The 18,658-nt window shown below is 69.0% G+C and carries 18 protein-coding genes and 1 pseudogene; 13 read left to right on the top strand and 6 right to left on the bottom strand.

Annotated elements, in window-relative coordinates; all coding sequences use genetic code 11:
- Window positions 1–20: 20 nt before the first annotated feature.
- From AC1DQC_RS09920 to AC1DQC_RS09895, 6 genes are all read right to left on the bottom strand, one after another.
- On the bottom strand, window positions 21–911 hold the full coding sequence (locus AC1DQC_RS09920; protein ID WP_477051068.1) for an HK97 family phage prohead protease: 891 nt from the start codon (window positions 909–911) through the stop codon (window positions 21–23).
- Entirely contained in the window at window positions 908–1,171 is a 264-nt protein-coding gene (locus tag AC1DQC_RS09915; RefSeq protein WP_477051067.1) for a hypothetical protein, read from the bottom strand. The genes AC1DQC_RS09920 and AC1DQC_RS09915 overlap by 4 nt, the downstream gene beginning before the upstream one ends.
- Before the next feature lie 454 nt (window positions 1,172–1,625).
- A complete protein-coding gene (locus AC1DQC_RS09910) occupies window positions 1,626–2,882 on the bottom strand; it encodes an AAA family ATPase (RefSeq protein ID WP_477051066.1) in 1,257 nt (418 codons plus the stop codon).
- Between the two features lie 410 nt (window positions 2,883–3,292).
- The gene (locus tag AC1DQC_RS09905; protein WP_477051065.1) at window positions 3,293–3,466 is read right to left on the bottom strand and encodes a hypothetical protein; all 174 of its coding nucleotides are present in this window, start codon (window positions 3,464–3,466) and stop codon (window positions 3,293–3,295) included.
- On the bottom strand, window positions 3,463–3,660 hold the full coding sequence (locus tag AC1DQC_RS09900; RefSeq protein ID WP_477051064.1) for a hypothetical protein: 198 nt from the start codon (window positions 3,658–3,660) through the stop codon (window positions 3,463–3,465). The genes AC1DQC_RS09905 and AC1DQC_RS09900 overlap by 4 nt, the downstream gene beginning before the upstream one ends.
- 308 nt (window positions 3,661–3,968) lie before the next feature.
- On the bottom strand, window positions 3,969–5,387 hold the full coding sequence (locus tag AC1DQC_RS09895; protein ID WP_477051063.1) for a recombinase family protein: 1,419 nt from the start codon (window positions 5,385–5,387) through the stop codon (window positions 3,969–3,971).
- A gap of 248 nt (window positions 5,388–5,635) precedes the next feature.
- Between AC1DQC_RS09895 and AC1DQC_RS09890 the strand changes: the two genes are divergently transcribed.
- The 13 genes and pseudogenes from AC1DQC_RS09890 (at window position 5,636) to AC1DQC_RS09830 (ending at window position 18,655) form a co-directional block, all read left to right on the top strand.
- Window positions 5,636–5,830, top strand: a complete 195-nt coding sequence (locus AC1DQC_RS09890; RefSeq protein ID WP_477051085.1) for a hypothetical protein — start codon at window positions 5,636–5,638, stop codon at window positions 5,828–5,830.
- Window positions 5,831–5,880: 50 nt separating this feature from the next.
- Window positions 5,881–6,201: a pilus assembly protein gene (locus AC1DQC_RS09885; RefSeq protein WP_477051062.1), complete on the top strand. Its 321-nt coding sequence runs from the start codon at window positions 5,881–5,883 to the stop codon at window positions 6,199–6,201.
- Complete coding sequence (locus AC1DQC_RS09880; protein WP_477051061.1) at window positions 6,198–6,641, top strand: pilus assembly protein; 444 nt, start codon at window positions 6,198–6,200, stop codon at window positions 6,639–6,641. The genes AC1DQC_RS09885 and AC1DQC_RS09880 overlap by 4 nt, the downstream gene beginning before the upstream one ends.
- Window positions 6,642–6,664: 23 nt before the next feature.
- A complete protein-coding gene (locus AC1DQC_RS09875) occupies window positions 6,665–7,081 on the top strand; it encodes a pilus assembly protein TadG-related protein (RefSeq protein WP_477051060.1) in 417 nt (138 codons plus the stop codon).
- A 58-nt stretch (window positions 7,082–7,139) separates the two neighbouring features.
- Complete coding sequence (prfB, locus tag AC1DQC_RS09870) at window positions 7,140–8,255, top strand: peptide chain release factor 2 (protein ID WP_477051059.1); 1,116 nt, start codon at window positions 7,140–7,142, stop codon at window positions 8,253–8,255.
- A 1,837-nt stretch (window positions 8,256–10,092) separates the two neighbouring features.
- A pseudogene (gene prfB / locus AC1DQC_RS09865) lies at window positions 10,093–10,278 on the top strand (peptide chain release factor 2); the annotation flags it as partial.
- Between the two features lie 691 nt (window positions 10,279–10,969).
- Window positions 10,970–11,992 (top strand): sugar ABC transporter substrate-binding protein, encoded by a 1,023-nt coding sequence (locus AC1DQC_RS09860; RefSeq protein WP_477051058.1) that lies wholly within the window; start codon window positions 10,970–10,972, stop codon window positions 11,990–11,992.
- Window positions 11,993–12,179: 187 nt separating this feature from the next.
- Entirely contained in the window at window positions 12,180–13,064 is an 885-nt protein-coding gene (locus tag AC1DQC_RS09855) for an ATP-binding cassette domain-containing protein (RefSeq protein WP_477051057.1), read from the top strand.
- On the top strand, window positions 13,061–14,335 hold the full coding sequence (locus AC1DQC_RS09850; protein WP_477051056.1) for a sugar ABC transporter permease: 1,275 nt from the start codon (window positions 13,061–13,063) through the stop codon (window positions 14,333–14,335). The genes AC1DQC_RS09855 and AC1DQC_RS09850 overlap by 4 nt, the downstream gene beginning before the upstream one ends.
- A gap of 22 nt (window positions 14,336–14,357) precedes the next feature.
- Window positions 14,358–15,602 carry an ROK family protein gene (locus AC1DQC_RS09845; RefSeq protein ID WP_477051055.1) on the top strand — a complete coding sequence of 415 codons (1,245 nt, stop codon included), beginning with the start codon at window positions 14,358–14,360 and terminating at the stop codon, window positions 15,600–15,602.
- A 151-nt stretch (window positions 15,603–15,753) separates the two neighbouring features.
- Window positions 15,754–16,443, top strand: a complete 690-nt coding sequence (ftsE, locus tag AC1DQC_RS09840) for a cell division ATP-binding protein FtsE (RefSeq protein ID WP_456845320.1) — start codon at window positions 15,754–15,756, stop codon at window positions 16,441–16,443.
- The gene (ftsX, locus tag AC1DQC_RS09835) at window positions 16,443–17,357 is read left to right on the top strand and encodes a permease-like cell division protein FtsX (RefSeq protein WP_477051054.1); all 915 of its coding nucleotides are present in this window, start codon (window positions 16,443–16,445) and stop codon (window positions 17,355–17,357) included. The genes ftsE and ftsX overlap by 1 nt, the downstream gene beginning before the upstream one ends.
- Before the next feature lie 2 nt (window positions 17,358–17,359).
- Complete coding sequence (locus AC1DQC_RS09830) at window positions 17,360–18,655, top strand: peptidoglycan DD-metalloendopeptidase family protein (protein ID WP_477051053.1); 1,296 nt, start codon at window positions 17,360–17,362, stop codon at window positions 18,653–18,655.
- Window positions 18,656–18,658 lie beyond the last annotated feature (3 nt).

Here is an 18,658-nt window from a genome sequence, read left to right as displayed (position 1 = left end):
CTTCGTCGTCACGACGTCGCTCAGTGTTGTCGTGTTCGCCAGAACTCGTCGAGTTGGCGGGCCCTGCGTGCTGCGTTGTTCTCTGCGTGTCTGCGTCGCTCGATCAGTTCGGCGTACTCGTGTCGTGCGTTCTCTTCGAGCAGTCGCTGCTCTGCTGCTTGCTCTTCGGCGAGCAGCAGTTGCCGGTAGGTCATCGGTGCTGCTGCTGGCGCAGTCGGCTCTGCTTCGTGTGCATCGTGTTCGTCGTGCTCGACGTGCGCCCAGCGTTGCCCCGCTGCGACGAGCTGATCGGCTTCGGCGAGCAGCAGCGCGACAGTCGCTTGCTCGTCGATGCGCTGTCGATGCACCGGCCCGGACTTGATGACGCGTTCGGCGTCGTCGAGTGCAGTCAGTGTCGCTGCGCTCGGACCAGGGCGCGGTGTTCTGATCTGCAGCACGCGACTTCCGGGGATGCCTGCGAGATCGACGACCGACACTTCGCGCAGTCGTGCGCCGCGACGTCTTACTGCTGCGAGCCCGTTGCGCTGTTGCGGTGCTCTCCACTCGTCTTGTTCCGGGTCGGGCACGAACCCGACGCTGACATCGGCTGCGAGCCCGGACGCGACGAGCGCGCGCAGTTCGTCGAGTTTGCTTGCGCCGCCGACGAGAGTGCCGGATGCGTGCAGGCCGTCGCGCTCGGTCCAGAACCGATCGAGCCAGCCGACCGGGCGTGATCTGTCGTGGTAGGTCAGCAGTCGCACACGAGTCGTCGGGGTGACGACGGACTGTTCGTCCCACGCTTCGCGGTACGCGATCAGGTCCCCGGATGGGATGCGCTCGACGAACGGTGACTCGCCGAACTTCACGGCGAGCACTTCGATCGCGACGCCATCCGAGTCGACGACGATCGGTGTGTCGGTCGTGACGCTCACGGCTCGACGTCTTCACGCTTGGCGACTGCGACGCCGAGATGGTTCACGACGACGCGCGGCCCTGCAGCGGTCGTGATCTTGTCGCCGTCGACTTTGCGCACACGCAGCTCGGGCTCGTCGCCGACTCGTCTGCGTGTCGCTTCGCCTGCTGCTGCTCGGCGTGCGCGTTCGCGTGCGGGCTCGAGGTCGCTGTCTTCGGGGCGGATGTACCCGCGCAAGTAGTCCTCGTGCTTGGGGATGTGCAGCGTCGTGCTCGGCATGGTGGGCGACCTCCCGGTCGGTGGGCATGCGATCGGCGCGCTGACACGCGTCGGGCGGGAGGTTACGACTGCTCGTCGTCGGGGTCAGTTGGACCGTCCGGGAACGCTGCGATCTCTAGCGCGAGCGGGCACGACTCTTCGTGGTCCCACCGGCTCGTGATCGGGTGCCCGCGACCGTCGAGGTTCAGTTCTGCAGGCAGGGTCGTGCACCGGCACCGACTCAGCATGTCCACGATCGCCAACACCATGCTGTGCACAGCCGGGTGCAGTCGCAGTTCGTCGCCGGTCATTCGGGCTCCCCCCGGGCGTCGGTCGGTGCTGATCTTGCGTCTGCGGGTCGTCGCGCGCACGCGCGCGGGGGGACAGTTACAAACTGTCGTCTTGGCTGTCTTTGCACGTCAGAGCGCTTTAGGCGGTGGCCGGCAAAGGCGACAAGGCGTCAAGACGACAACCATCAGAGCCCCCGCGCGCGAGCGAGCGACCAGAGCCACGGCCCGGCTTCCTCGCCCTTGGCCTTCGACTTCTCGACGCCGATGTTCGTCGCAGCGCGCTGCACAGTACGCAGTGCGTGCCCGTCGCGTTCGCCGCGCTCTTCGATCCAGGTCGCGAGCACCGGGCCGGCCATGGGTTCGAGCAGTTCGCGCAGCCAGCGCTCAGCGCGACCGATCGCTGTCGTCGTCTCGCGCTTGTCTTGGCGTGCAGTGATCTCGGCCATCTCGACAGCAGCGCGGACCGAGACAGCGTGCCGACCCAGGTCGAGGTACCGAGCAGCGATGATCGGCCCGCCGTCGTCCGGGTCGTGCCCGGTCACGATCGTGTCGATGCGGAACTTCCAGGCGGGCAGTTCGTCGGGCCCGAGGTTCGACTTCGTGATGCCGAGCAGGCGCACGTTCGGGTCGCCGGGGTCGCGGATCACGACGAGCACGGCGCGAGCGACAGCAGTGAACGCCTTCGAGCCCATGACGCGATCGAGGACGTTCGGCGATGCGCCCTTGTTGAAGTGCAGGATGCCGACGAACGCGCAGCGCGTCGTGTGCGCGACGTTGACGAGCGGTTCGAGCGCGCGACGCACTTCGGCGTCCTTGTGCGTGTCGAGCTCGACGCCGATTCGCGACATCAGCGGGTCGAGCACGACGAGCGCGACGTGGTGCTCGACGACAGCGTTCTCTAGAGCGTCGAGATCGCGCGGCAGGAAGATCGGCACATCGAACGGCACCCCTTTGTCGTCGGTGACTTCGACAGCGTCGACGCGCATCACGAGATCGAGATCGGCTTCCTGCGCTTGCAGGCGCGGCACGATCGTGTGCTCCCACGAGTCTTCGGTCGCGACGACGATCACCGGGTGCGGCGTGCCGAGCGACTCGCCGACGAGACGACCGCGTGTCGTGTCGGCAGCGAGCCGGTACAGCGCCGTCGACTTGCCTAGACCTTCAGCGCCAGCGACCAGGGTCAGTTCGCCTTCGGGGATGTGCTCGTGCCAGAGCCAGCGGACGCGACGCGGCACGATCTGCGACGCGCGCACGATCTTGACTCGACGTGCTGGCGGCTCGGCTGCAGGAGCGTCGTCGTGCTGCTGCGTGACGCGACGCAGTTCAGGCCCGCGCCTCGCGTGACCGTTGCGGGCTGCTGTGCGAGCGCGCTGCTCGGCGACGAGTCGCTGTGCTTCGAGCGATGCAGGCACGGCGACGTCGGGCCAGCCGTCGTCGGTCACGCTGCGACACCGTCGAGCGCGAGCGGCCCGGGTCGCAGACGCTCGTCGAGTTCCCACGGACGCCAGCCGTCGCGTGCTCGTCGGGTCCACTCAGCACGCAGTTCAGCGCGCGTCAGACCGAACGGTGTCGCGCGCTCGAAGTTCCACTCGCTCGGAGGGTACGTCGGCTGGCCGGCCATGACTGTCTCGAAGCGCATCGCCAGTTGGCGACGACGAGTGACGCGCACATGATCGGCGCGCGTGTGCAGCGCGTAGTCGGGGATCGTTCGACGCGGGCGTCGAGTGGTGGGCGACGGCAGTCTCGGTGACTGCCGAGAGTCGCTGTCAGGTGTCACGATGGTCCCGTCTTCGTCCTGGTCGTCGTAGACATCGAGCCGGGGTGCCGCGTCGGGTGCCCCGGCTCCGTCGTGTCAGGTGCGCTCGTTCGTCGCAGCGGGCGACCCACGCAGCAGCAGAGCGATCTGCTCCCGCTGCCGTTCGGTCAGCGGCGGTGCAGCAGCGACGACGCGGCGAACGTCTTCGCGCCAGCCGGGGATATGCAGGTCGAGTTCGTCTTCGGACGGACAGCGCACGCCGTCCGTCACGGCTGGTCCAGTGCAGCGAGTTCGGCTTCAGCAGCGCGAGCTGCGTCGGCGAGTTCGCGCGACTTGCGACGTGCAGCAGCAGCAGACAGCGACAGACGAGCGAAGTACGCGCGTCGAGCGTTCTCGGCTCGCTTCGCTCGTTCTTTCGGCGTGAGGGCGCCTTCCGGGTCGACTTCGCGTTCGAACCGCTCCATTGCGGCTCTGCGTGCCGGTGCTGTGCGCGCTGATCGGTCGGCGCAGTGCGCCCACCCGGTGTTCGCAGCGACCTGCGCTGCGAGCGATCTCTCTGCTGCGGATGCAGGCACGCCCGCCTCCTCTCGACGTCGCGACCTTCGAGTGAAGATCGCTGTACGTCGAGCCTCATCGCACAGCGGAGCCCGCGCTACATCGGCGTTCGCGCAGGTCAGCGCAAGTAACGACAGTTCCGACTGGGTGGCTTGTAGCGGCGCGGTGGCGACACGAAAACGCCGGGAGTCTCAGATGCCGACTCGTCGGAATCTCGTCATGCGGTTGCTGCTGAGCCGATCCACTTGCGGCGCACGCTCGCCGGATCGAACTTCGTGCCGACCGTCGTCGAATCGACGATCACGTTCAGCAGCATGCGAATGACTGCGCGCTGCACTTCGAGAGTCGACGACGACCAGTTCGATGCGACGTCGCTGCTGCCGTCGACGAGCGCACGCAACGCCGGGTCGGCAGGACGAGCAGCCTCTGCAGTGCGCTCGGCTTCAGCGATCTGCGGTCGCAGCCGTGCAGTGATCCGAGCGAGTTGGTCACTGTCGATCAGACCGTCTGCGTACTGGTCGGCTGCAGCGTCGAGCCGGATACGCAGCGCTGCGCCGCGTTCGAGCGCTGCGGTCAGAGCAGCCTGGTCACCGCCGAGCAGGTCCGGCCCGTCAGGCTGCGACAGCCGCTCGACGATCGTCTTGACGACGACCCTGTCGACAGAGTCGAGTCGACGGCGGACCCCGAAGCACGACGCGCAGTAGTACGCCCTGGTCATGCCGGCCCCTGCGCAGTTCACTCGCAGGACGCCCCCGCAGCGACCGCATGTCGCGACGCCAGACAGCAGGTACCGGTTCGGCGTGCCCCGCGTCGTGACGCGGTCCGGGTCGAGCAGCAGCGCACGCACGCGGTCGTGCGTGTCGTCGTCGAGGATCGCTTGCCATGCACCGGCACCGACGACGACGCCACGGTGCACGAGTCGTCCGGCGTTGCGCTCGCGCAGCATGATCTGCCGCAGCATCACGCTGTCCCAGGCGTGCGCGCGCGGCGACGGGATGCCGCGCCCGTTCAGGTCTTTGACGATCGAGCGCAGCGACTCGCGAGCGAGCAAGCGTGCTGCAGTGTCGCGGATGATCGCAGCCTGCTCGGGGTCGACGACGTCGTTGCCGTCGACACGAGTCCAGCCGAACGCGACTTTGCCGTGCGGCTTGCCCTGCTGAGCGCGCTGGTCGAACGCGCGACGAACTCGCTCGGATGTTCGCTCTGCTTCGGCTGCATCCCACGCTGCGATCGTGCGTGCAGTCGCGCGACCGTCAGCAGTCGAGTAGTCGAACGTGCCTGATGCGACTGTGCGCACTTCGACGCCGGATGCTTCGGCGAAGGTGATGACGTCTTCCCACTCGGCGGGGCGACGCGACAGCCGACTGTTCGAGTAAGCGAGCACAGTGCCGACGCCGCCCGCACGAACCTGCTGCATCATCGCGTCGTACTTCGGTCGCGGCTTGCGGCTGCGTGTGCTCGCGCCGGTGTCGTTCTCCACGTACACAGCGACGACAGCCAGACCGAGCCGTTCGGCGAGCGCTCGGCAGTCTTGCTCTTGACGTTCGACGCCCAGCTCGCGGCCTTCAGCGTCGTTGCTGATCCGCGCGTAGATCACCGCTGTGTCGGTCCTGCTCGGCGTGCTGCTCGTCGTCATGGCACCAACAGTACGCCTATCCGATGTTGTCCCCGGTGGTGTTCCTGATCTTGCCGGTGACCGTCGTCTTCGCAGTCTTCCCGAGCATGGTCGTCCTGCGGGTCGGCCTGTGACGGGCAGCGGTATCTGGCACGGCGCCCGGTGGGCGCCCGACGAAGGGACGACGACCGATGACGACGGGCAGCGAGAGCCAGACGAAGGAGATCGGCAGCCAGCCGTCGCGCACGGCGACGCTGCTGTGGGGTTCGCTGGTGTGGGGCGCGACGGCGTGGGGCACGGTGCGGCACCGGGTCACCGCACGCGGCTCGGACCGCGGGGACGTGCCCGGCTGGGTGCTGGTGACGCTCATGACAGCCGGGCTGGTGACGGCCCTGTGGATCCTCGCGGGCGACGCGCTCGCCCGGGTGTTCGAGGACGCCATCGACAGCGTCAAGGCGCCCTGACGGGTGACGCGGGGTCCGCCATCGTCGACTTCGCGCTCGTCGGCGGCCTGGTGACCGTCCTGTTCGTCGCGGTGCTGCAGCTGACGATCGTCCTGCACGTGCGCAACACGCTGGTGGACTCCGCGTCGGAGGGTGCCCGGTACGGCGCGCTCATCGGGCACGCGCCTGCGGACGGTGCCGACCGGTCGCGCGACCTCATCACGCAGTCGCTCTCCGCGGCGTACGCGCAGGGCGTGAGTGCGGGCCGGACGACGATCGACGGCGTGGACGTCGTCGAGGTCGAGGTCCAGGCGCCGCTGCCGCTCGTCGGGCTGGTCGGACCCGCCGGCACGCTCACCGTCCGCGGGCACGCGCTCCTCGAGGTGCCGTGACCGGGCGGTTCGGCGGGGACGAGGGCAGCTCCGTGATCGAGTTCCTGGGGCTCTCGCTCGTGCTGCTGGTGCCGCTCGTCTACCTGGTCCTCGTCCTCGGCCGCATCGAGGCGGCGACGTTCGCCGGCGAGGGCGCCGCGCGCGAGGCCGCGCGGACGTACGTCGTCGCCGACAGTGCCGACGAGGGAGCGGAGCGCGCGATCGCCGCCGCCGGGATCGCGTTGCAGGACCAGGGTTTCGACGACGACCCTGCGCAGGCGCTGACGATCACGTGCTCGACCTCGCCCTGCCTGGCGCCGGGCAGCGACGTGGCCGCGCGGATCGACATCCGGGTGCCGCTGCCGTTCGTGCCCGGGTTCGTGCGCGACGTGGTCCCGCTGGAGATCCCGGTGAGCGCCGAGCGCGTGGCACCGGTCGACGCCTACCGGGCGAGCCGATGAGACGGCGGGACGACGGTCAGATCATGATCCTGACCATCGGGTTCGTCGTCGTGGCGCTCCTCCTGATCACGGTCGTGGCCTCGGCGGCCGGCGTGCACCTCGAGCGCAAGCGCCTCCTGGCGCTCGCGGACCTGCTCGCGCTCGAGAGCGCCGACTCCGTGAGCGACGACCGGTACTACGCGCCCGGCGCGGACCGGGAGCCGGGGCTCCCGTTGACCGACGCGGCGGTGCGGGCCGGCGTCGACGAGTACCTGCGCGACAACCCGGAGGCCGCGGCGCAGTGGGACGAGCTCGCCGTCCTGTCCGCCACCACGCCCGACGGCACATCCGCGCACGTCCGGCTCGGCGCCGTGACCCACCCGGTCCTGCTCAGCTGGGTCCTCGCGCCGTGGCAGGACGGGATCGCGCTCGAGGCCGAGTCGACGGCGCGGGCATCGTGACCGGCGGATCGGTACCTCCGGCTCGGTGCGCGAGCGGGCTCCGGTAGCCTGAGCGGTTGTGGCCACCACCGACTTTCCCTCCGCGATCCGCGATCTGCGCACCACCCTGGGCACCATCCAGGCGGTGAGCGACCCGACCGCGCTCCAGGCGAAGGTCGCCCAGCTCTCGGAGCAGGCCTCGGCCCCCGACCTGTGGGACGACCCCGAGGCGGCGCAGAAGATCACCAGCGCCCTCTCGTCGACGCAGGCCGAGCTGGACCGCATGAGCAAGCTCGGCGGCCGCATCGACGACCTCGAGACGCTGGTCGAGATGGCCGCCGAGGAGGACGACGAGGAGACGCTCGCCGAGGCCGAGGCGGACCTGCTCAAGATCAAGAAGGACCTGGGCGAGCTCGAGGTCCGCACGCTGCTGGCGGGCGAGTACGACCAGCGCGAGGCCGTCGTCACCATCCGCGCCGGCGCCGGTGGCGTCGACGCCGCGGACTTCGCCGAGATGCTGCTGCGCATGTACCTGCGCTGGGCCGAGCGCCACGGCTACCCGACGACGGTCCTCGACACCTCCTACGCGGAGGAGGCCGGCCTGAAGTCGGCGACGTTCGAGGTCAAGGTGCCCTACGCCTTCGGCAACCTCTCCGTCGAGGCCGGGACGCACCGCCTGGTCCGCATCTCGCCGTTCGACAACCAGGGCCGACGCCAGACCAGCTTCGCGGCCGTCGAGGTCATCCCGCTCATCGAGTCCAACGACTCCGTCGACATCCCCGAGTCGGAGATCAAGGTCGACGTCTTCCGCTCGTCCGGGCCGGGCGGCCAGTCGGTCAACACCACCGACTCCGCGGTGCGCATGACGCACATCCCGACCGGAATCGTCGTGTCGATGCAGAACGAGAAGTCGCAGATCCAGAACCGCGCCGCCGCGCTCCGCGTCCTGCAGTCCCGCCTGCTCCTGGTGCGCAAGGCCGAGGAGGACGCGAAGAAGAAGGCGCTCGCCGGAGACGTCAAGGCAAGCTGGGGCGACCAGATGCGCTCCTACGTGCTGCAGCCGTACCAGATGGTCAAGGACCTGCGCACCGAGCACGAGGTGGGCAACCCCGCCGCGGTGTTCGACGGCGACATCGACGACTTCATCGAGGCCGGCATCCGCTGGCGCCGCTCGGCAGAGTCCGCCGACGCCTGACGCTGCCGCGGCGGAACCCGTCGCCGACTTCCCCCGATGCGCGGAGAGTCGGCCCACGATTCGAATAAACCAAACTACGCCCGTGGGCTAGGCCCGGCGGCGGTGGTGCGCAGCGCGGTGACAGGGCCCTGGACAGTCATCGGCTGGCCGCGGCCCCTGCTGAGCGCAGCCGCGAGACACGTCGGTCGCGGACACGCGACCGGCTCGCTTGAGCTCATCGGCCACGAACTGCGGGTCGTCACCGGGCCGATGAGGGCGTTGGTCAGGTGGGCGTCCTCAAGTCCGCGCGCGCTGACGGAGTGGTCGCTCAAGTTCCCGGTCCGCCCGGTCGACACCGCAAGTCACAACACAAGTCACCCGAGTATGGGTGCTAATTCGGAGGCGCGGTCGAGTCACTCGAACGGCTCTTCGGCGCCCCTGGACTGTCTGGCAGATTTGTGGCAGCGTACTTTCCCATCGGTTGATTCCCGAAGATTCCGCACTGCGAGCATCTCTGGAACAGGAGCACTCTTGAGGCGAACATCATCGAAGGCCCTTGTCCTCGCTGCCGCGGCAGTCGCATTGTTCTCTCTCGGCGCGGCGAGCCCGGCACAGGCATACGCGCCTGGGCGTGCAACGGCGTACAAGCCCGTCTATAACGCCGTAACGGGGAACTGGGACTACCACTGTTCCTACAGCGGATGGCGATCGGGCGTAGCCGTAACTTGGCACTGCGACCTCACCGAACGCTGGGGAAACGACTCTGAGTACCTCTCGTCGGCCACGATCAGGACAAACTCGGGGCAGTGGACTCCGGGAACGACGAAGACGACACCGACCTACAGCTACCCTCTGATCGCCGGCCGCGGCAGCCAGTACTGCACAAGGGCGTGGGCATTGAGCGCCGATGGCGGAACGGCTTACGTATACGCCTGCCAGTGAGTACGAATTGACAGATCCGCGGAATGGGGCCCGGCCACGCCACTGTGGGAAGCATTGCCTGTTTGTGCCTGCTCTCCCCAGCGCCCGCCCGGTCTTCGCGGTCGAGCTGCGTTGTGAAGCGTGTAGCGCGTGTCCGCTTTGGTTTCGGTCGAACCATGGGGACCATTCGGATTGAGTCGGTATTCCCTGTGCAGCCAGGGTCTCGTATTGGGCGACCGGTCCGCTCGTTCCTGCCCGACGCGACGCAGTTTCAGCACCGGGTTGGTTTCGACACGACCAAATGCTGCCGTCCTGGACGATTGAAGTCGCTGCGGGTTTGACCGGCCCCGTCTTGCAAAGGGCTGCCTGGCACGGACCGACCAAGGCCCGGCGCTCTCCTCCAGAATCACGAACTTGCTGCTTCGACTCGGGCGCTTCCCTTGAGCCTCGGGGTGCCGGTTCAGGAGGGGTGTGTCGCCATGCGGCACTTACTGCCGGTCACGCTTACCGCTTGGTCGTCGAGCGTGAGCTCCGGGAACTGGTCAAGCCCTGGGCGGCGAAGCTCGGCGGTGTCATCTTCGAGCTCGCCGGTTTCGGAATGCCGGGGCTGGTCGGTGTCCGTCTCGACGCCATGGTGCAGGCGGCATCGTTGAGGACGCGCCCGACGAGGTCGGGGCGGTGGCGTATCCCCTTGCTCAAGCCTTCGTTGGGGTTGATCGTCCGCATCCGACGCCAGGTCGCCCGGGGTAACGGTGAACGCCAGCAGCTCGGCGGCGGCCAGGTGGCGCCGACGGCGGGGGTTTGTCGGCGACGCGTCCGGGAACTCCCACGTTCCGTGGTCTCGCTCGCGGCGACCTTTTCAGCGCACGTCATCGCGGTGCCCAGCATCGTTGACGCCCGCGGAGAGTCGGACGGCGACGCTGATCACCCGCCCCCCGGCGACGTGGAGGCGAGCAGCCGCGGCCAGGTCCGGTTGTTCGTGCTGCAGCCGTACCAGATGGTCGAGGACCTGCGCACCGAGCACGAGGTGGGCAACCCGGCGGCGGTGTTCGACGGCGACATCGACGACTTCATCGAGGCCGGCATCCGCTGGCGCCGCTCGGCGGAATCGGCCGACGCCTGACGCTTGGGACGGTGACGCCGTCACCGACGTGGTCGGTGACGTCCGCGCAAGTACGTGCCCTGGGCCGTCTTGGTGCGGACGTTCGCGCGGGTGGTCGGTGACGTCCGCGTAAGTACGTGCCCTGGGCCGTCTTAGCGCGGACGTCCGCGGGGGTGGTCGGTGACGTCCGCGTAAGTACGTGCCCTGGGCCGTCTTAGTGCGGACGTCCGCGGGGGGTTGCTGATGCCGGAGGGGGCCGGGTTGAGGCACCCGGATGGCCCTTGCGACCGTGCCCGGCGAGCGTCTCGGAGGTCCGGAGGAGGGTGCGAAGGCGCCAAGCCGGCGCACAGGGATTGTTGCCGGGCAGAACATGATTCGCCCAGGTGGGCGAATTCAGCGCCCAGGAATGCGCTTGCACAGGGACTTAGGTCACGGTTTGACGTCGGAAAATGCGTCTGACCTTGTCGGAGGCCCCTCCCGGTCATATGTTGTGGCCCGCAACATAGTCCGAGCGCCTGCAAGCGCCGGGTGGAGACGAGCGCAACGAGGCGGCGTCACGAGAGGGAGCACGATGCGACGAAGCATGATCCTGGCGACGGCGGCTGTCATGGCCTCCGGCTTGCTGCTGGCCGGTTGTGGCAGCAACGACACGCCCAGCGGGAGCGACACGGCAAGTGGCGGAAGCAGTGGAGGCGCGACGCCGAAGGTCGGCGTGATCCTTCCTGACACCAAGTCCTCGGCCCGGTGGGAGACCGCCGACGCCAAGTACCTGAAGGAGGCCTTCGAGGCCGCAGGCGTCGACTACGACATCCAGAACGCCCAGGGCGACGCGAGCCAGTTCCAGACGATCGCGGACCAGATGATCACGAGCGGCGTCAACGTCCTCATGATCGTCAACCTGGACTCCGGTTCGGGCAAGGCCGTGCTGCAGAAGGCTCAGGCCCAGGGCATCGCGACGATCGACTACGACCGGCTCACGCTGGGCGGCGGCGCGGACTTCTACGTGTCGTTCGACAACGTCAAGGTCGGCCAGCTGCAGGGCGAGGGTCTGGCCAAGTGCCTGGCCGACGACGGCAAGACGACGGGGAACATCGCGTTCCTCAACGGCTCGCCGACCGACAACAACGCGACGCTGTTCAAGCAGGGTGCCGCCACGGCTCTCGGCCTGGGTGACGCTCCGGACCCGTCGAACCTCAAGGGTCAGACGGCCAAGGTCGACGGTGCCTCGTACACGGTTGTCGCGGACCAGGCTGTCGACAAGTGGGACAACCAGGTCGGTGGCACGATCTTCGAGCAGATGTGGACGGAGAACGCGGGCAAGATCGACGGCGTCCTCGCGGCCAACGACGGTCTCGGCAACGCCGCGATCGCCATCCTGAAGAAGAACGGCGTGAACGGCACCATCCCGGTGACCGGTCAGGACGCGACCGACCAGGGCCTGCAGAACATCCTCGCGGGCGACCAGTGCATGACCGTCTACAAGGCCGTCAAGAAGGAGGCCGACGCCGCGTCGGCCCTCGCCGTGGCGCTAGCCAAGGGTGAAGACACCTCCAGCCTGGCCACCGGCACCGTGACCGACACCGAGACGAAGAAGGAGGTGGCGTCGGTCCTGCTGGACCCGCAGGCCATCTACTTCGACAACGTCAAGGACGTCATCGCGGACGGGTACACCACCAAGGAGAAGGTCTGCACCGCCGAGCTCGCTGCCAAGTGCACCGAGGCCGGCATCTCCTGAGGCGTGACCTCATCGGGCTGATCCAGCCCAGGTGACCAGGTCGGGGCCGGCCCGCGAGAGCGGCCGGCCCCGACCTGGCGCCCAGATCATGAGCGTCACGCAGCGAAGCGTGTAGACCATGACCGAGCACGGCAGAGCACAGACCCGCGACGACGCGGGGTGAACCGCAGACCTGACGAGGTGGACGATGACACAAGCAGCGCATGCCGCACCCGACCTAGCACCTCCGCCGACCCTCGAGCTTCGGGGTGGGCGCAAGAACTTCGGCGCGGTGCACGCGCTCCGCGGCGTCGACCTCGTGGCCCGGGCGGGTGAGGTCACCGCGCTCGTCGGGGACAACGGCGCCGGCAAGTCGACGATGATCAAGTGCATAGCCGGCATCTACCCGTTCGACGCCGGGGACGTGCTCTTCGAGGGCCAGGAGACGCACATTTCCTCGCCGGCCGACTCGAACGCGCTCGGCATCGAGGTCGTCTACCAAGACCTCGCCCTGTGCGACAACCTGGACATCGTCCACAACATGTTCCTGGGCCGGGAGATCAAGAAGGGCATCCGGCTCGACGAGTCCGCCATGGAGACGCGCGCCGCCGAGGTGCTCGCCAGCCTGTCGGTGCGGACCGTCCGATCCATCCGCCAGCACGTGGCCAGCCTCTCCGGTGGCCAGCGCCAGACGGTCGCCATCGCGCGGGCCGTCCTGTGGAACTCGAAGCTGGTCATCCTCGACGAGCCGACGGCCGCCCTCGGCGTCGCGCAGACGGAGCAGGTGCTCCAGCTGGTGCGCCGGCTCGCCGACGCCGGCCTCGCGGTGGTGCTGGTGTCGCACAACATGAACGACGTCTTCGAGGTCGCCGACTCCATCAACGTCCTCTACCTGGGCCAGACGGCCGCACAGGTACGCACCAAGGACTCGTCGCGTACCGAGATCATCGAGCTCATCACGAGCGGCTCGGCCGGGCTGGCACCCGGTCAGGTGGCCCCGCGGGTCTCGCCGGACGCGCCGGAGCGCGTCACGACCTTCCCGGCCAGCACGAGCGACGCGCCGACCACCACGAACGGGAGCACCTCAGCATGAGCACGTCCACTGTCCCCTCGGAGGTCGGCCCTTCCCTGCTGGCCGGTTCGGTCGAGCAGCCCACGTTCGGAGAGGCGGTCGGCAACTACGTCAGCAAGGTGCGCGGCGGCGACATGGGGTCGCTGCCGGCCCTCCTCGCGCTCGGCGTGCTCACCCTCGCGTTCGTCATCCTCAAGCCCAACACGTTCCCGTCGGCGCTCAACATCGCGAACCTGTTCCAGCAGGGTGCGGTCGTCGCGACCATCGCCATGGGCCTGATCTTCGTGCTGCTCCTGGGCGAGATCGACCTGTCGGCGGGCGTCACGTCCGGTGTCTGCGGCGCGGTGCTGGCCACGGGCCTGACGGTCTACCACTGGTCGTGGTACGTCTCCCTGCTTGCGGGCGTGGCCACCGGTTTCGTCATCGGCCTGATCATCGGGATGTTCGTCGCTCGGGTCGGCGTGCCGTCCTTCATCACCACGCTGGGCATGTTCCTCGCCCTGCAGGGCGTGGTCCTGCTGATCATCGGTAGCGGCGGCAACATCTCGATCACCGACCCGGTGATCATCGCGCTGCAGAACAAGAACGTGCCGCCGCTGGTGGGCTGGGTGCTCGCGATCGCCGCGGTCGTGGCGTACGGGGCGACGAGCCTGCGGACGTGGCAGCTGCGCCGTCAGCGCGGGCTGCTCGCGGCTCCCCTCGGCATGGTCGTGCTCAAGCTCGCCGTGCTCGCGCTGGTCGTGCTCGGCATGGTGGCGGTCCTCAACCAGGAGCGCAGCCTCAACCCGCTGCGCACGTCGATCATCGGGGTGCCGATCGTGGTGCCGCTGATCGTGGTCCTCGCGCTCGGGCTGGGCTTCCTTCTCACGCGCACGGCGTTCGGTAGGCACATCTATGCGGTCGGCGGGAACGCCGAGGCCACGCGCCGCGCCGGCATCAACGTCAAGGCCGTCAAGATGGTCTGCTTCACCATCTGCTCCTTCATGGCGGCGATCGCGGGCGTGCTCGCCGCGTCGCGCGCGACGTCGGTGGACCCGAACGCCGGTGGATCCAACGTGCTGCTGTACGCGGTGGGTGCCGCCGTGATCGGTGGGACGTCGCTGTTCGGTGGCAAGGGCCGGATCATCGACGCCCTCATCGGTGGTGCCGTGATCGCGGTCATCGACAACGGCATGGGCCTGCTCGGGTACTCGTCCGGAGTCAAGTACGTCGTCACCGGCGCGGTGCTGGTCGCTGCGGCCTCGGTCGACGCGATCTCCCGCAGGCGCGCACGTGCCACCGGGCGCGGCTAGAACAACCTGAAGGGGGCAGCTGGTGCGTCTGGGGGCTGGGCCGCCGGTCCGGCGCGCGGACGCGGCGGCGCAGGACGACGTCCGACGGGCCAACCTGTCCGCCGTCCTGCGCCTGCTGCACTTCCACGGTCCGGCGACGCGGTCGGACCTGGTGGCCAGCACCGGCTTCAACAGGTCGACGGTCGGGTCGCTCACGTCCGAGCTGGTCAAGCTCGGGCTCGTGCGTGAGCGACCCGGCGTCGTCTCCGGCAAGGGCCGGCCGTCCAACGTGGTGGAGCCGGTCAGCACGAGCGCGCACGTGCTCGCGTTCGACGTCACGCCCTCGAGCGTGGGTGCGGCGCGGGTCGGGCTCGGCGGCTACATGCTGCAGGTCCGGCGGCGGCTGCACAGCACCTCCCCGCACGACGTCCCCGCCGTGGTGCAGCTCATCGCGACGCTGGCCAAGGAGATGCAGGCGAAGGCCGCGCCCGGTTCGGTGTGCCTCGGGCTGGTGGTCTCCGTGCCGGGCAGCGTCCGGCAGCCGGACGGCCTGGTCCGCCGGTCGCCCCCGCTGGGCTGGCACGAGGTGCCGTTCGCGGACCTGCTCCGCGTGGCCACCCAGAACGAGTACCCGGTCGCCGTCGGCAACGACGGCGACCTCGGCGTCGTCGCGGAGTACCTGCGGGGCGCCGCGCGCGGTGCGCAGGACGTGCTCTACGTCCGCGGCGAGGTCGGTGTCGGTGGCGGCGTCGTCGTCGACGGCGAGCTCCTCAAGGGCGCGGGCGGCTACGCCGGTGAGGTCGGCCACCTCGTCGTGAAGCCCGGCGGTCGCGTGTGCTCGTGCGGCGCGCGCGGGTGCTGGGAGGCGGAGATCGGCGACGCCGCGCTGATCCGGGCCGTCGGCCGCGACCCGCGCGAGTCCGACATCGAGGATGTGCTCAGCGACGTCGCGATCGGCAACCGTCGGGCCATCGCGGGCGTCCGCAAGACGGGCGAGTGGGTCGGTCTCGGGCTGGCCAGCCTGGTCAACATCTTCAACCCGCGGGTGGTGGTGCTCGGCGGCACGCTCGGCGCGCTCTACCCGACTATGGAGCAGACCCTCGCGGCGTCCTACAGCCGGGCGCTGGGTCCGATGCGCGAGCAGGCGCTCCTCGTGCGGTCCGACCTCGGGTCCGACGCGCAGCTGGTGGGGGGCGCGGAGGTGGCGTTCGCGGACGTCCTCGAGGACCCGGCGGGCACGCTGGACGCCCGGGCGGACGAGGAGCACCAGGCGATGTCGGGCACGTAGCGGCCCGACATTCTGCACCAAAGCCCCCAGTCGAGGGTTCTCACAGGCAAGCGTCGGCGTGTCACCGTCCGGTGACCCCCTGTCCGCTGCCTACTCTCGACGAGGCCAGCGCTGTACCCCGTCCGTCCCCGAAACCTGGCCCGCGAGCATCGTGATCAGATTCGAGAACGTCACCAAGGTCTACGCGCGCGGCGCCCGACCGGCGCTGGACCGCGTGTCCCTGGATGTCGAGCGGGGCGAGTTCGTCTTCCTCGTCGGCGCCTCCGGCTCCGGCAAGTCGACCTTCCTGCGCCTCGTGCTGCGCGAGGAGCGGGCCTCGGCCGGCCGCGTGTTCGTCGCCGGCAAGGAGCTGGGCACGCTGTCGTCGTGGAAGGTGCCGACGCTGCGCCGCCACATCGGCGCCGTGTTCCAGGACTTCCGCCTGCTGCCCAACAAGACGGTGTTCGAGAACGTCGCGTTCGCGCTGCAGGTCATCGGCAAGCCGCGCCACCACATCCTCACCACGGTGCCGGACACGCTCGAGATGGTCGGCCTGGCCGGCAAGGAGAAGCGCCGCCCGCACGAGCTCTCCGGCGGCGAGCAGCAGCGCGTGGCCATCGCGCGCGCGTTCGTCAACCGCCCGAACATCCTGCTGTGCGACGAGCCCACGGGAAACCTCGACCCGACCACGTCCCTGGGGATCATGCGCCTGCTCGACCGGATCAACCGCACGGGCACCACGGTCGTCATGGCCACGCACGACGACGAGATCGTGGACCAGATGCGCAAGCGCGTCATCGAGCTGTCCATGGGTGACCTGGTGCGCGACCAGTCGCGCGGCGTCTACGGGTCGGACCGCTGATGCGCCTCCAGTTCATCCTCTCCGAGATCGGCCTGGGGCTTCGTCGCAACCTGTCGATGACGATCTCCGTCATCCTCGTGACCTTCGTGTCGCTCATGTTCGTCGGGTCGGCCGCGCTGCTGCAGACGCAGATCGGCAAGATGAAGGACGACTGGTACGACAAGGTCGAGGTCTCCGTCTTCCTGTGCCCGCAGAACTCCACGGAGCCCACCTGCGCGAGCGGTGAGGTCACCGACGACCAGAAGGCGCAGATCCGGGCGGCGCTCGACGCCCCCGAGATCAAGCCGTACGTCGAGCACATCTACACGGAGACCAAGGAGCAGGCGTACGACGCCTTCCAGAAGCAGTTCAAGGACCAGTTCTGGGCGTCGGCGGCGACCGTCGACGACATGAACTCGTCGTTCCGCATCAAGCTTGCCGATCCGACGCAGTACCAGGTGGTCGCGGACGTCATCTCGGGCAAGCCCGGCGTCGAGGACGTGAAGGACCAGCAGCGGCTCTTCGACAAGCTGTTCACCGTGCTCAACAGCGCCACGCTGCTGGCCGGTGGGCTCGCGCTCGTCATGCTGCTGGCCGCGGTCCTGCTCATCACGACGACCATCCGGCTGTCCGCGCTGAGCCGGCGCCGCGAGACCGGGATCATGCGCCTGGTCGGGGCGTCGACCATGTTCATCCAGCTGCCGTTCATGCTCGAGGGCGCGATCGCCGCGACCATCGGGGCGCTGCTGGCGGTCGGCGGCCTGTGGCTGGGCGTCGGCTACCTGATCGACGACTGGCTGGGCGAGTCGGTGAGCTGGATCCCGTACGTCAGCACGGCCGACGTGCTCACCATCGCGCCGATCCTCATCGTCGTCGCCATCGCGCTGGCCGCGATCTCGTCCCTGGTCACCCTCAGCCGCTACACGAAGGTGTGACGATGCGTCGCCTGCGCTTCTCAGCGATCCTCGCCATCCTCGCCTTGCTGGTCACCGCGTTCGTCGCCGCGCCCGCCAGCGCGGACAGCATCGACGACCGGCGCAAGGCGGCCGAGGCGCACAAGGCGGCCGTCGCCAAGGCCCGCGACGACACCGAGGCGGCGATGGAGGGCGTCGACGCGAGCATCCAGGCGCTCGCCGTCCAGCTCGCCGACACCCAGGCGCAGATCCCCGGCGCGCAGGCCACGCTCGACGCGGCGAACGCGGCGCTGGAGAAGGCGCAGCGCGAGGCGGCGATCATCGCGGCCCGGCTGGTCGACGCCCAGGACCAGCAGGCGACGATCTCGACGACGATCACGCAGGACGCCGAGCACGCGACCGCGATGCGCGCGGCGATCGGGCAGATGGCCCGGCAGGCCTACCAGGGCGGCGGCAGCGTCTCGGGCGTCGACGTCATCCTCGACTCGCAGAGCACGGCCGACTTCGTGCAGCGCTACGGGCTCATGGCCACGGCGCTGCGCACGCAGGCGCAGATCCTCGATGACCTCAAGGCGACGGAGTCCGCGAACAAGAACGCGGAGGCGCGGCTCGGCGCCGTGAAGGACAAGATCACCGAGCTCAAGGCGGCGGCGGACCAGAAGGTGGTCGAGGCCGACGCCGCGAAGACGGCCGCGGCCGCCGCGAAGGCCGCCCTGGACGCGCTGCTGGCCCAGCAGGTCAGCCAGCAGCAGGCTCTCGACTCGCAGAAGGCCGCCCTCGAGGCGCAGCTGGCCGCCGCGGACGCCGAGGCCGCCGCCGTGCAGGCTGAGCTCCAGGCCGCCATCGAGGCGCAGAAGGCGCGCGACGCCGCGGCGGGCAAGCCGCACGGCCCCGCCGGGCCCATCGGCAGCGCGCTGTTCGCCAACCCGACCAGCATCAGCCCGATCTTCGTGACGTCCGAGTACGGCATGCGCATGCACCCGACGCTGCACTACGTCCGCCTGCACGCCGGCATCGACCTGCGCACCTACTGCAACACCCCGGTGTACGCGGGCCGCGCCGGCACGGTGACGTGGGCCAAGACCCGGTTCGGGTTCGGCAACCAGGTGATGATCGACAGCGGGTTCGTCAACGGAAACGCCCTGTCGGCGTCGTACAACCACCTCACCAGCTTCGCGGTCAGCTCCGGGCAGCACGTGGAGCAGGGGCAGCTGATCGGGCGGTCGGGCAACACCGGTACGTCGGCGGCCTGCCACCTGCACTTCGAGGTGTACGTGAACGGCGCGACGACGAACCCGCGGCCGCTGCTGGGTCTGTAGTCT

It is taken from the genome of Cellulomonas sp. P4_H12 (assembly GCF_056400905.1).
This window is presented reverse-complemented; position numbering and strand designations above follow the sequence as displayed.

Coding starts and splice junctions, on each gene's coding strand:
- AC1DQC_RS09895 (WP_477051063.1), bottom strand. CDS start 5,387: ATGACGACGAGCAGCACGCCGAGCAGGACCGACACAGCGGTGATCTAC.
- AC1DQC_RS09900 (WP_477051064.1), bottom strand. CDS start 3,660: ATGGAGCGGTTCGAACGCGAAGTCGACCCGGAAGGCGCCCTCACGCCG.
- ftsX (WP_477051054.1), top strand. CDS start 16,443: ATGCGCCTCCAGTTCATCCTCTCCGAGATCGGCCTGGGGCTTCGTCGC.
- AC1DQC_RS09830 (WP_477051053.1), top strand. CDS start 17,360: ATGCGTCGCCTGCGCTTCTCAGCGATCCTCGCCATCCTCGCCTTGCTG.
- AC1DQC_RS09855 (WP_477051057.1), top strand. CDS start 12,180: ATGACACAAGCAGCGCATGCCGCACCCGACCTAGCACCTCCGCCGACC.
- AC1DQC_RS09915 (WP_477051067.1), bottom strand. CDS start 1,171: ATGCCGAGCACGACGCTGCACATCCCCAAGCACGAGGACTACTTGCGC.
- AC1DQC_RS09850 (WP_477051056.1), top strand. CDS start 13,061: ATGAGCACGTCCACTGTCCCCTCGGAGGTCGGCCCTTCCCTGCTGGCC.
- AC1DQC_RS09875 (WP_477051060.1), top strand. CDS start 6,665: ATGATCCTGACCATCGGGTTCGTCGTCGTGGCGCTCCTCCTGATCACG.